Annotated in this window: 9 protein-coding genes; all 9 read left to right on the top strand. The window is 67.1% G+C overall.

The window, feature by feature from the left end:
* Positions 1-57 precede the first annotated feature (57 nt).
* Positions 58-1569 (top strand): hypothetical protein, encoded by a 1512-nt coding sequence (locus FHG09_RS06655; RefSeq protein WP_152346880.1) that lies wholly within the window; start codon positions 58-60, stop codon positions 1567-1569.
* Positions 1569-2354 carry a response regulator transcription factor gene (locus FHG09_RS06650; RefSeq protein WP_152346879.1) on the top strand — a complete coding sequence of 262 codons (786 nt, stop codon included), beginning with the start codon at positions 1569-1571 and terminating at the stop codon, positions 2352-2354. The genes FHG09_RS06655 and FHG09_RS06650 overlap by 1 nt, the downstream gene beginning before the upstream one ends.
* A 58-nt stretch (positions 2355-2412) precedes the next feature.
* Positions 2413-4275 carry a PucR family transcriptional regulator gene (locus FHG09_RS06645; protein ID WP_152346878.1) on the top strand — a complete coding sequence of 621 codons (1863 nt, stop codon included), beginning with the start codon at positions 2413-2415 and terminating at the stop codon, positions 4273-4275.
* A 98-nt stretch (positions 4276-4373) separates the two neighbouring features.
* Complete coding sequence (locus tag FHG09_RS06640) at positions 4374-5852, top strand: diaminopimelate decarboxylase (protein WP_152346877.1); 1479 nt, start codon at positions 4374-4376, stop codon at positions 5850-5852.
* Positions 5853-6036: 184 nt separating this feature from the next.
* Complete coding sequence (locus FHG09_RS06635) at positions 6037-7857, top strand: ABC transporter substrate-binding protein (RefSeq protein ID WP_152346876.1); 1821 nt, start codon at positions 6037-6039, stop codon at positions 7855-7857.
* 89 nt (positions 7858-7946) lie between these two features.
* Positions 7947-9143, top strand: a complete 1197-nt coding sequence (locus FHG09_RS06630; protein ID WP_227492595.1) for an ABC transporter permease — start codon at positions 7947-7949, stop codon at positions 9141-9143.
* Entirely contained in the window at positions 9143-10054 is a 912-nt protein-coding gene (locus FHG09_RS06625) for an ABC transporter permease (protein ID WP_227492594.1), read from the top strand. Before FHG09_RS06630 ends, FHG09_RS06625 begins: the two co-directional genes overlap by 1 nt.
* Positions 10054-11709, top strand: coding sequence for an ATP-binding cassette domain-containing protein (locus tag FHG09_RS06620; protein WP_152346875.1), 1656 nt, complete (start codon positions 10054-10056; stop codon positions 11707-11709). Before FHG09_RS06625 ends, FHG09_RS06620 begins: the two co-directional genes overlap by 1 nt.
* Entirely contained in the window at positions 11702-12916 is a 1215-nt protein-coding gene (locus tag FHG09_RS06615; RefSeq protein ID WP_152346874.1) for a S66 peptidase family protein, read from the top strand. Before FHG09_RS06620 ends, FHG09_RS06615 begins: the two co-directional genes overlap by 8 nt.
* Positions 12917-12926: the final 10 nt, after the last annotated feature.

Below are 12926 nucleotides of genomic sequence, written 5' to 3'. Positions count from 1 at the left end.
GGTTGCTGGGCCGCCGTCAGGTAGTTCGGGGGATGCAGTTGTAGCACAATAGGGGCCATGACTTCAGAAATCGACGGATCGACCGGCTCGTCCGCGAGCGTCCCGGCCCGAGTGTGGAACTGCCTCAGGGGACCGCGCTTCATCGATCTGCCGATCCGCCTGCTGGCTCTCATCATGGGTCTGACGATCCTGGTGCCCGGGTCCTTCGAGATCACCGAACCCCGCTACTCGGCACTGCTCATCCTCGCCTACGGGCTCATCGTCTTAGCCAGCTTCCTGCCGCTGAGCATCGTCGTCGCGACGACCGGACTGGGCATCGTGTTCTCCATGCTCTACCCGGATCTGGAGAACATGTTCCCCGAGGCGCTCATCCTCGCCACCGCCGTCCTGATCAGCCGCCGCCGCTGGATCGGCTTTGCGCTGGGCACCATCGGACTGGCCGTCTACCTCGGCGCATCGACAAGGCTCGGATCCTATGACGCCGGTTTCGAAGGGCTGACCGACCTCGGCTACGGCTGGCTGACCTACTCGATCCTCGGTCTGTGCGCGTCCTTCGTCGAAGCTCGGATCCGCAGTGAGATCGACCGTCGCGAACGTGCCGCCGTCGACCACCAGAAGTCACTCGACGCGATGCGTGCCCGGTTCACCAGCGATATGCACGACACCATCTCGCACTCCCTGACCACCGAATCCGCGATCATCCGCACTCTGGCGAAGCAAGGCGATGCCGAGACCGCCGACCGCCTCCTGGCCGAGCTGGCGCTGGTCAACGCCGAAGCCACCAAGCGGCTCCGGCAGCTGGTGACGAGCCTGAGCAAGTGGGAGACCGAGAGCTGCACCGGCAACTCCGCCGCCTCCCGGATCCGATTCCGCGCCGAGGCGGAGCAGCTGACGACCGCGATCGAAGACGGGTGCTCGGCCGGTTCCGTTCCGCTGAACACCGAACTCTCCGTCCTGCCGACCTATGCGACCGGCACGCTGTCGCACCATTTCCGGGCCGTCATGCTCGAACTCGCCACGAACGTCATCCGCCACTCCGCCCCGGGCACTCCGGCCACCCTCGCGGTCGAAATGCGAGGTGAGAGCGGCGACCGGGCCGAACTGATCTGCCGCAGCACGAACGAATCCCCGACCGAACTGACCGAGGCCCCGCGGTCGCTGTCCCGCCGTGCCACGGCCGTGGGCGGCGTCTGCCGGGTCAGCGCGGAGGACCGGAAGACCACCGTCGTCGAGGTGGCCCTGCCGATCCGATTCATCTCATCTTCCGCAACGGCTCCCTCCACCGGAACATCGGCTCCCTCCACAGGAACCGCAGACTCGCTGGGCTCCGCACCGTCCATGGGCACTGCCGCTGCGGGTGACATGATCGACGTCGTCGATGACGACTTCGACACCAGCACCGAGACAGCTTCTTCTTCGACAGTCGGCACCGGTCGCACCATCTCCCGGGACGAGACCACGGACGGCGCAGACACTGCGAAGTCGCCCGACTCCTGCACCGGCTCCGAGCCCCAGGGCACGGAGGCCGAACACCGCCGCAGCGGTGACCGCAACAAGGTCGACGTCTGATGTCTTCGGCCCCGGAAGCGAACCCGCCGGCGACCCCGGAGGCAACGCCGGAAGCGAACCCGGAGGCGACCCCGGAGGCGACCCCGGAGGCGACGCCTTCACCGGCTGGCCAGGACGAGACCCCGGAGTCCACCGAGCGCACCTCCGTCCTCGTCGTCGACGACGATTCCTGGACGACGCGAGCAGTGGCAGCGACGCTCAGCGATGCAGGTACCTTCCGCGTCCTCGCTCCCGTCCACTCCGGCGAAGAGGCCGTAGCCGCCTTCGCCGGAGAGCGTCCCGACCTCGTTCTCATGGACGTCAACATGCCGCCGGGAATGAGCGGCGTCGACGCAACGGCAGCGATCATGGACCTCGAACCCGACGCCCGCGTCGTGCTGCTGACGACCGTGTCACCGGGGCCGGGCCTCGCACGCGGGCTCGAGGCCGGCGCACTCGCCGTACTCAACAAGACGGCAGGGGAGAGGGAACTCGTCTCGATCGTGCGGGCCGCCTCGGCGGGGGAAAGCCCCGAACTGCTCACAGGCCTGGCCGAGGACCTCGTCATCAGCGGCGACCACCTGCCCGACGCCCCCGGCGCGGCACCGCAGCTGACCGCCCGCGAAATGGACCTGCTCGCCCTGCTCTGCCAGGGCCACGGCTACGAAGAGATCGCCGCCGCCCAATCGGTGGCCATGTCCACCGTGAAATCGCACGCGCGCAACCTGCGCACGAAACTGGGCGCGCGCAACCTCGCCCAACTCGTCGTCCGCGCCCTGCAGTTCAAATTCTTCTCCCCGGAATAGCCGATCCCGCCGAAACGGGTCCTCCCGACCGAGGTCGGTCGTTGACTACAGTGGGAGCATGACCGAGACTGCGAGCCCGCGACTGTCCCGCCTGATCCGGGACACGGAGGGGTTCCTCCTGCCGCTCACCGAGGTGGCCGACGACGTCGCGATCACCCGAGTCGAATTCGGATTCGATCTGCCGACGACTCCTACCGAAACGCCGGCCGCGACGGTCGGCCGCGGCTCCCTGGCCGGAACGGTCGTCCTCGTCACCGAACCGATGCGCGGCCCCTCCGGGCTCGACGCCGTGCTGACCGACTATGCGGGAGCCGCGGCGCTGGTCGTCGCGTCCGGAACGCACAGCCACCTCGGTGAGGGGATCGACCTGCGAGGGAGTGCGGACCAGGCTCCGGTCCTCCTCGAACGGTCGCCGCATGTGACGTGGTCGGAGATCCTCGTCCATCTGCGACAGCTCACGGAAGGCGCAACGAGCGCCCTGGCCTGGCCCGATGTCGACGATCTCAGCGCCCTGGCCGCCGTCATCGCCGAGACCACGGGTGCGTCGATCACGATCGAGGACCCAGCCTCCCGCGTGCTCGCCCACGCCAACCTCGGTGACGAGCTCGATGAGATCCGACGCGAGACGATCCTGTCCGGGGCCATCCCCGAGTGGCGGATCGCCGAGCTCGAGGAGTCCGGGTTCCTCGGCACGATCCGCGGGTCGACCGACGTCGTCGAACGCCCCGCCGAGGGAACTTCGCCGGCCCGGTCGGTCATCGCACTGCGCAGCGAGGGCGAGCTCATCGGCACGATCTGGGCGGCCTACCCGGCCGAGGTCGACCCCGAACCGCTGCGTGAGGTGCTGCGCGACGCAGCCCGCGCGGCACTGCCGGTGATGCTGCGGACCCTGCGCCGGTCACCGTTCGAAAAGCGCATCCGCCGGGAGGCACTCGGTGCGATCCTCGCTGGTTCGGCCGACCTCGGACCGTCGGCGACCCTGTTGTCCCTGCCGTTCTCCGGGAACTTCTGCGTCCTCGCCTTCACCGAGGTGGCCCCCGATCGGGAACCCGTCCTGCGGTTCCATCTGCGGGCCGCCTTCGCCGATGCCGTGCTCGCGCATGTGAGTTCCGCGCGTGCCGGGTCGGCCGGTGGCGGTTCCGCACGTGTCGGTTCGGCAGGTGTCGATGTGGCAGGTGCCGGGTCGAGCGGAGGGCGAGTCGGTGAGCGGACGCACCTCGCGGCGTTGGTGCAGATGAGCGAACCGATGAGCGGCGAGCAGGTGCGCGCTCATGTGATCGCCGCTCTGCGGAGGTCTCTGCCGAAGACGGAGACTCTGTGTTTCGGAGTCGGCTCACCGGTCGATCGACTCGATGCCGTGCACCGGTCGTGGACGGAGGCCGCGTATGTCGTCGACGCCGTGCGAAGCGACACTGGCGACGAACAAGGTGCGGGTGACGCTCGAGGCGCGAAGACACGCACGCGTTCGGACGCGGACGGACCCCTCGACACCCAGGGCCGGATCGTCGGCGCGACCACCCGTGACGTCGCCGCAACGGTCGTCGGTCTGCAGGTCGCCGATGTGCTGCTGGCCGCAGACCGCCGGGCGATCGGTGCTGGGCGCCCGCGGGGCGGTGAACGCGTGACCGCAGACGGTCGGGCACCTGCGGACGCACGGGTCCCCGCAGACGCCGGTGTGCTCGGCCCGGCACAGGCGCTGGCCGCTCACGACGGACAGCACAACGGCAGCCTGCTCGAGACCCTGCGCGTCTACTTCGCCACGGTCGGCAACTCGGCCGAGGCGTCCCGCCGTCTTCATGTGCATTCGAACTCGCTGCGACACCGTCTCGGTCGCATCGAGGAGATCACCGGTCTCTCGACGGCAGAACCGGCCGAGCGGCTCTGGCTCGAACTCTCGGTCCTCGTTCACGACCGGTCGTGAGAAACCTACAACCAGCCCCCATGAAGATTGGCGAATAATCGTCCGTTCTCCGAGGTCAGCCGTCCTAAAGTGACAACAGACTTCGAACAGAGGACGTTATGCCCAGCCATCACCATGCGATTCCGAACCGTCGCGCCCGAGCAATCCGAACGATCGCCGAGAACAGCGTTTCGTCTGCTCGCTCTGCCGATCCCGTGCTGTCGGACAATGCTCCCGCACTGCCGGACAATGCCGCTGCGCAGTCCGGCGCCGTTCCCGCGCTGACCGATGAGTCACCCGTGCTCGGGCTCATGGATCTCGACTGGGTCGATACCGCCTTCGACCGACTGACCGCGGCGTTCGCATCGGATCGCGAGGTGCTCCACGCGGTGGCGTGCAAGGCCGTCCCGCTGCCGTCGCTGCTGCGCCGCTTCGCCGAGGCGGGGGCCGGCTGCGAGGTCGCCAGCCCCGGCGAACTCGAACTCGCCCTCTCGGCCGGGTTCACGCCCGACCGCATCGTCTTCGACTCCCCGGCCAAGACCTGGGCCGAACTGCGCCGGGCCGTCGACCTCGGCGTTTCGATCAACGTCGACAACTTCGACGAACTCGCCCGCCTCGACGAGCTCCTCGACGATCGGGACGGCACGGCCGCCTCGGCGAGGATCGGATTCCGGATCAATCCGCAGTCGGGCACGGGCGCGATCGGCGCCCTGAGCACCGCCACCGAGACCTCGAAATTCGGTGTCGGGCTGGCCGACCCCGGCACCCGAGAGGCCCTCATCGAGGCCTATCTCGACCGCCCCTGGCTGGGACAGATCCACGTCCACTCCGGCTCGCAGGGCATCAGTCTCGACAAGGCCGCCGTCGGAATCCGCGCCGCCGTCGACCTCGCCGAGGAGATCAACGCTCGGGCCTCCGGTCGGCAGATCACACGCATCGACATCGGCGGGGGACTGTCGGTGAACTTCGACGGCGAGGACATCACCCCGACCTTCGCCGACTACCGCGCCGTGCTCGAGACACAGGTGCCGAGCCTGTTCGACTTCGACATCGTCACCGAATTCGGCCGCGCGCTCCTCGCCAAGTCCGGCACCGTCCTCACCCGCGTCGAATACGCGAAGACCACCGGCGGCCGCCGCATCGCGATGACCCACGCCGGCGTCCAGGTCGCCACCCGCACCGCCTACGCCCCGAACGACTGGCCGCTGCGGATCCTGCCGTTCACCCCGGAGGGAGACCCCAAGATCGCCGAGGCGGCCGACACCGAGATCGTCCCGACCGATGTCGCCGGTCCCGCCTGCTTCTCCGGTGACCTGCTGGCTCGTGATCAGCTGCTGCCGCGCCTCGACGCGGGTGACCTCGTGGCCGTGCCCGAAACCGGTGCCTATTACTTCTCGAACCCGTTCTCCTACAACCTGCTCCCGCGTGTGCCCGTCTACGGATACCGCACCGCGGCCGACGCAGGCACTGAGTTCTACCTCATCCGCCGCGGGCAGACGATCGCCGATGTCCTCGCCGAGGCGGGGGAGACCGAACTGCACGCGCTGAGCCCGGACGACCGGAAGACTCCAGTCGAATCCATGGCGCCGGGCAGCTGACTTTCGCGGGACCTGTGGCATCTGCACAGTGACCTGCAACCAGATTTGTGTGTTGTGGTGCCGAAATCACGTCACTTCGAACGTAGAGTGATGAAGAGCACATCTGTCCTGACCCGGGCGAATACCCAGATTCGCCGGGTTCAGGGGATGACAAGTGAATTACCGCACGAGAAGAAAGACAAAGATGTTGACTTCACACTCAATGCGCAGAGGCTGGCAACGGTGCCTGGCCGGCGTCGCAGCACTGGCCCTGGCCGGATCGATGGCCACCTCACCGGCGCAGGCCGCCACCTCGGAGGCCCCGGCCTCCGAGAACGTGCTGCGGATCGCCACCGACGGATTTATCGACTCCTTCAACCCGTTCACCTCCTTCTACCTCGTACCGACGAACACCTTCCGGTACATGTACGAGAACCTCGTGGCCAACGACGCCAAGGACGGCTCGGTCACCGAGGGACTCGCCACCGAATGGAACACGGACTCCGAAGGCAAGGTCTGGACATACACGATCCGCCCGGACATGAAATGGTCCGATGGTGAACCGCTCACGGCCGACGACGTCGCCTGGACCTACAACCAGATGATGGAGAAGGAAGAGATGGCGGTGGCCAACGGCAGCCTCGTCGAGAACTTCGACAAAGTCGAGGCCCCCGACGAGGGCACCGTCAGGATCACCCTGAAGAAGCCGCAGGCGAACAACCCCGGCCAGGAGATCCCCGTCGTGCCCGAGCACGTGTGGTCGAAGGTCGACAAGCCCGGCGAATTCAAGAACGACGAGAAGTCCGTGGGCTCGGGGCCCTTCCAGCTCGAGAGCTACGAAGCGAACAAGTCGATCACCCTCAAGGCGAACCCGAACTTCTGGCGCGGCAAGCCCAAGCTCGACGAGATCCAGTACCGCTACTACACGAACTCCGATGCGCAGGTGCAGGCGATCCGCTCCGGCGAAGTCGACTTCATCACCGGTCTCACCCCTGACCAGTTCACGGCACTTGAGGGGGCTGACAACGTCGAACTCAACGACGGCAACGGCCGCCGCTTCAACGGCATCTCCATCAACCCGGGAGCCGCCGACGCGAAGGGCAAGGAATTCGGCACCGGCCATGAAGCGCTGAAGGACAAGAAGGTCCGCCAGGCCATCCGCGCCGGCATCGACGCAGAGACCCTTCGCAAACAGGTCATGCAGGACTATGCGCAGCCGGCCACGAGCTTCATCCCCGCCGTCTACCCGAACTGGGCGCTCAAGTCCGACAACTCCGTCATCAGCGGATTCGACGTCGACCGTGCGAAGAAGCTCCTCGACGATGCCGGTTGGAAGGAAGGATCCGACGGCATCCGCGAGAAGGACGGCGAGAAGCTGCAGCTGCGCTTCCTCACCGACGCCGACATTCCGACCGAACAGAGCACCGCGAAGTTCCTGAAGCCATGGATGAAGGACATCGGCATCGATCTCAAGAACGAGTCGACCGACGCCGACACCGAGTCCGAGCGCACCACCAAGGGCGACTATGACATGTACTTCTCCGGCTGGTCGATCAACCCCGATCCCGACTACCAGCTGAGCATCAACACCTGCGGGCAGCGCCCCGACGCCGAAGGCAACGGCGGCACCAGCCAGGACGGCTGGTGCAACAAGGAATTCGACGAGCTCTATCAGGCCCAGCACGTCGAACTCGATCAGGCCAAGCGTCAGGACCTCGTGCAGAAGGCCCTGGCCATCCACTACGAGGAAGCTCCCTCGGTGACGCTGTGGTACCCGAACCAGCTCGAGGCCTACCGCTCCGACCGGTTCGACAACTTCACCAAACAGCCCACCGACGGCGGCGCCATCGCCAATCAGGTCGGCTACTGGGGCTACACCTCGGTCGAACCCGTCAGCGACGAAGAAGCCACGAGCGGCGGAATGGGCGCCGGCGGTTGGATCGGCATCGCGGCCGCGGTCATCGTCGTCCTCGGCGGAGGCGGGTGGCTGCTCAGCCGTCGCAAGAAGTCCGACGACCGCGAATAGTCCCAACGCCCACAGCTCGGGTGCCGCACAATCCGCACCACCTGCGGCACCCGGGCCCACGGGCCTGTCCCACCACCTGGAGCACCACAGTGAGCACACCCACCCACGATCCCCATTCCGGGGATCGCCCTGCCCGGGGAACGGCCTCGGAGAATCCGGGCGCGGGCCCCACGAATCCGCCCGGACCGGGCACGGGCCCCACACCCGCCCCACCGGGCACTGACCCCACGAACCCGAGCCCCACCTCGGCGAGGGGATCCGCCGGCGCCGCCCATGCGAACACTGCCGCCGATATGGACGAACCACCGGCCGGTGGATCGTTCGCCCGCTACTTCCTGCGCAAGCTCGGCGGGGCTGCGACCTCGATGATCCTCGTCATCGTGCTCGGCTTCTTCGCCTTCCGCATGCTGCCCGGCGACCCCGTGCTCAAGATCGCGAAGGAACGGCCGATGTCCCCGGCGCAGATCGCCGAACTGCGCAGCCAATACGGACTCGACAAACCCGTCATCGTCCAGTTCTGGGACTACCTCGTCGGCATCGTCACCGGCGATCTCGGCGAGAGCTACGTGTACCGGAAATCCGTGTCCGCGCTCATCGGCGAATACCTCGGACCGACCCTGCTGCTCACCGCAACAGCGGCCGTCATCGCCATCGTCCTGGGCCTGTGGCTCGGGCAGATCTCGGCCTGGCGGCGCAATTCGCTGTTCGACAAACTCGCGTCCTCGACCTCGCTGATCTTCTGGTCCGTGCCCACGTTCTGGCTCGGACTCATCCTGCTCATGATCTTCGGCGGCACCCTCCAGTGGCTGCCCACAGGCGGCATGATCACCCCGGGCCTCGACCCGTGGTCGTTCGCCGGGATCATCGACGTCGTCAAGCACCTCATCCTCCCGGTCGTCTCGCTCGTCGCCGTCGTCTACGCGCAGTTCCTCATGATCATGCGCGCCTCCCTGCTCGAGGAGATGAGCGAGGACTACCTCACGACCGCCCGCGCGAAAGGGCTCACCGAGGATGAGGTCCGCCGCCGTCACGCCGTACCCAATGCGCTGCTGCCGACCGTCACCGTCGTCTTCCTCCACATCGGCGGACTCATCGCCGGCGCGGTCACCGTCGAAGCCGTGTTCTCCTGGCCGGGGCTGGGCAAACTCACCTTCGAAGCCATCCGCGGCCCCGACCTGCCGCTGCTGCAGGGCACCTTCGTCGTGTTCTCGGCGATCATCATCGTGATGAACCTCGCCGCCGACATCGTCTACCGATTCCTCGATCCCCGCGTCAGGAGGGCCTGATGAGCGCGAACACCCCCGCCGTCGACGGCGCGAAGCTCGTGCGCGAACGCCGGCTGAACAACGCGAAGAAGAACTGGGCGCTCTTCCGCTCCGACGTCCCCGCACTCATCGGCGCCGTCGTGCTCCTCTTCTTCGTCGTCATCGCGATCGCCGCCCCGCTCATCGCCCCGGCCTCGATGCTCGATGTCACGAAGCAGCTCGACGTGCCCCGCTATGCACCGCCGAGCCTCGACCACCCGCTCGGCACCGACGACCTGGGACGGGAGATGTGGGTGCGCATCCTCTGGGGAGCCCGCGTGTCGATCCTCGTCGGCGTCGCCGCGACCGTCATGTCGATGGTCATCGGCACCATCATGGGTCTGGCCGCCGGTCACTTCACGGGACTCTTCGGCGGGATCATCATGCGCATCGTCGACTTCTTCATCGTCCTGCCGTCCCTGCTGCTCGCGATCGTGCTCTCCTCCGTGCTCGAACGCGGGGTCTTCACGATCGTCGTCGCGATCGGGCTGACGTCATGGGCGTCGACCGCACGGATCGTGCGCTCGCAGACCCTGAGCGTCGAATCCCGGCTCTACATCGAACGGGCGCGCATCCTCGGTGCCGGTCATTCCCATATCCTGTTCCGGCACCTGCTGCCGGCCGTGATGCCGCTGGTGCTCGCGAACACGACCCTGACCGTCGGTGGGGCGATCATCGCCGAATCGACGCTGTCGTTCCTCGGCCTCGGCGATACGTCCAAGGAGTCGTGGGGCACCATCCTCAAGAACTCGATGGACGTGTCGGCGGCGACCTCGGGCTACTGGTGGTACGTGCTCACCCCGGGTATCGCGATCCTGCTGGTCGTGCTCGCATTCACGATGGTCGGGCGCGCATTCGAGGCCATCATCAACCCCGCCCTGAGGAGCCGCTGATGACCGATCTTCAGTTCGAGAACGTCTCGATCACATACCGGTCCTCCTCCGACCGCGGCGATGTGGTCGCCGTGAAAGAGGTCAGCCTCGACCTGCCCGCCGGGGCCACTCTGGGCATCGCAGGGGAGTCCGGTTCGGGGAAGTCGACGCTGATCATGTCGGCTCTGCGCCTGCTGCCGAAGTCGGCTCGCCTCGATGGTCGGGTCCTCCTCGGCGGGCAGGACATCCGGGAGCTGAGCTTCGGCCAGATCCGCGCGGTCCGGTGGGCGCAGGCGTCGATCGTCTTCCAAGGCGCCCTGCACTCGCTCAACCCCGTCCGCGAGGTCGGGCAGCAGATCATCGAAGCCCTCGAACACCACTCGAAGGGCACGTGGACGACTCCGCAGAAACGCCGGGACCGGATGTTCGAACTCCTCGCCGAGGTCAACCTCGAGGCGGAGAAGTCGAGTGCGTATCCGCACGAGCTCTCCGGCGGGCAGAAGCAGCGGATCATGATCGCCATGGCGCTCGCCTGCGAACCCGATATCATCATCGCCGACGAACCGACGACGGCACTCGACGTCATCGTGCAGAAGCAGATCCTGACCGGCCTGGCCCGCCTCGTCGCCGAACGCGGGATCTCCCTGCTGATGATCAGCCACGACCTCGCCGTGCTCTCGTCAGTCTGTGCGGATCTTGCGATCATGCGCCACGGCCGCCTCGTCGAATACGGACCCAGCGACGACGTGTGCCTGTCCCCGCAGGAGGACTACACGAAGCAGCTGGCCGGTGCGTTTCCGCAGATCGGGGACCCCGAATCCCGGCTGAATCCGAAGACCCAGAGACCCGCCGAGGTGGCCCGGGCCGAACCGTTCGCCATGACCGACGAGGTGGTGCTCGAGGCGAAGGATCTCAGCGTCTCCTTCGACACCCGGCGGGGCCGTGAACGGGCGGTGCGCGGGGTGGACCTGGTGCTGCGGAAGGCGGAGATCCTCGCCGTCGTCGGCCAGTCCGGCTCAGGGAAGACGACTCTGGCGCGGTCGCTGCTCGGTCTGCAGGAGGTGGAGGCGGGTTCGCAGCGCTCGTTCGCGGGCAAGCCGCTGCCGCGGAAGGCGAAGGAGCTGCGGATGTTCCGGCGGCGGGTGCAGATGATTCTGCAGGACCCGGCCGGATCGCTCAACCCCAAGCGGAGTGTGTACGAGGCCGTGGTCGAGGGCTTGAGGGTGCAGGGGATCAAGGACCGTGAGTACGAGCGCGTCGTCGGCGCCCTCGACGCCGCCGAACTCACTCCGGCCGCAGACTATCTCGAATCGATTCCGCAGGAGCTCTCGGGCGGACAGCGGCAGCGCGTCGTCATCGCCGGAGCCCTGGCTCTGGACCCGCAGGTGCTCATCGCCGATGAGCCCGTGGCATCGTTGGACGCCTCCGTGCGCGGAGAGATCCTGTCGCTGTTCCTCGCGCTGAAGAAGAACCTCGGGATGAGCGCACTCATCATCACCCACGATCTGGGACTGGCATGGAACATCGCGGATACGGTGGCCGTGATGAAACGAGGGGAGATCGTCGAATACGGTGAGGTCGACAGGGTGCTGTCCGATCCGCAGCACGAATACACGCAGGAGCTGCTCGCTGCGGTTCCCCGACTGGGAAGTCAGAGCTTGGTGAGGAATGAGTGAGTCCCATGAGGCCAGTCGCACGGCCGAGGTTGAGTTCGTCGGTGTGAGTGCGTCGAGCCCTTATCTGAGCACCGCGCCCTTGGCCGCAGGTGACACCGTTCGGCTGATCGCGCCGTCGGGCCCCACCGATGAGGAGTCGCTGCAGCGCGCGATCGCCCAGCTCGGATCCTGGGGCCTGAACGTCGTGCCTGGTGGCAACGTCCGCGCCCGCCACCCTCGAGTGAAGTATCTGGCCGGCACCGACGCTGAGCGCCGCTCCGACCTCGTCGATGCCTGGTGCGATCCGGACACGGACGCGGTCATCGCGCTGCGTGGAGGGTTCGGGGCGATGCGGCTGCTCGACGGCATCGACTTCGACCTCATGCGCCGGCACATGCTGCGCCGAGACGGCCGTCCCAAACTGCTCACCGGCTCCTCGGACATCACCGCACTCCACCAGGCATGGGAGCACCACCTCGGGGTGGCGACCCTGTTCTGCCCGATGGTCGGAAACGACCCGTTCAAGAACTCGGCAGTGGTCCCCGACGAGGTGGCCTCCTGGCTGTTCCGCCCCTGGGGCGGCCGCGAACTCGGCTTCCCCGCAGAAGACGAGACGGCGGAAGTGGGCGCTGCTCCCTCTCCACGCGAACAGTGGTCGCAATCGGACATTTCCGGACGGCGGCCCGAGAAGTATCCGAATGTGAACACTTCTCTGCCGGAGGAGACCGCTGCGACTCGTCCGCTCAGCCGGGCGCAGACGCTCGTCCCGGGGACGGCGAAGGGCCGCCTCGGCGGGGGAAACCTCAGCCTCATCGCCGCCGGGATGGGCAGTCCCGAGCTCATCGACGTGCGGGAACGGCGGGAGCGGCGCGGCCCGAGCATCCTGCTGCTCGAGGACGTCGACGAGGAGCTGTACCGGCTCGACAACCTCATGGTGCAGTTGGTCCGCGGTGGGTGGTTCAACTCGGCGGATGCGGTGGTGCTCGGGTCATGGAAGGACTGCGCACCCGTCCACGAGGTGGAGGCGCTGATGATCGACTATCTCGGGGGCTCAAGGATTCCGATCGTGTCGGAGATGGGTTTCGGCCACGATCCCGATGCTCCGAGTGCCCCGCTCGGCGTCGACGTCACCCTCGACGCGGAGCCCGGGGAGCGGCCGCGACTGTGGGTGGATGGAGCGGATGGACAGACAAGACGGGACGGCCGCTCCGCGGACGGTCCGGCATGACTGAGCGACG

The sequence above is a fragment of the Brevibacterium sp. CFH 10365 genome, assembly GCF_009299785.1.
GTDB lineage: Bacteria > Actinomycetota > Actinomycetes > Actinomycetales > Brevibacteriaceae > Brevibacterium > Brevibacterium limosum.
Note: the sequence above shows the minus strand (reverse complement) of the source record. Positions and strands in the feature narration are given on the sequence as shown.